This window comes from Kocuria rhizophila (genome assembly GCF_003667225.1).
Lineage (GTDB): Bacteria > Actinomycetota > Actinomycetes > Actinomycetales > Micrococcaceae > Kocuria > Kocuria rhizophila.
The window spans coordinates 1-468 of the sequence record NZ_RCOM01000172.1; the positions used below are offsets into that span (position 1 = coordinate 1).

Genomic DNA, 468 nt, shown 5'->3' on the forward strand with positions numbered 1-468 from the left:
GTCTGAGCCTGAAAAATGAAAAGCGTGTGCATCTGGCACAACCGTGGGCTTCTGGCCCGCGTTTTTTCCCACTGCCGCAGGGGCAAATCGCCGTCACTCTGCGTGACGCACAGGCCTGCTTTAACCTGAATGCCCTCGCTCAGCCGACGACGGCGTCGCGTCCGCTCGCGGTACAACAACTGATTGCCCTGATCTCGCGCCTTGATGTACCTGCTTATCGGGCCGAACTGATAGCCGAAAGCCTGTGGGAGTTTATTGACGAAGACCGCAGCGTGCAGACGCGTCTGGGGCGTGAAGACAGCGAGTATCTCGCCCTCTCGGTGCCGTTCTACGCCACTAATCAACCGCTGGCGGATATCAGCGAAATGCGCGTGGTACAGGGAATGGACGCCGGGCTTTATCAAAAACTGAAACCGTTGGTCTGTGCGCTGCCGATGGCCCGCCAGCAAATCAACATCAATACATTAG

The 468-nt window shown here is 57.5% G+C and carries 1 protein-coding gene; it reads left to right on the top strand.

Features of this window, described 5'->3' with window-relative positions:
• Positions 1-468, top strand: a 468-nt coding sequence (gene gspK, locus D9R02_RS11870; protein WP_147435371.1) for a type II secretion system minor pseudopilin GspK, incomplete at both ends; no start/stop codon positions are given.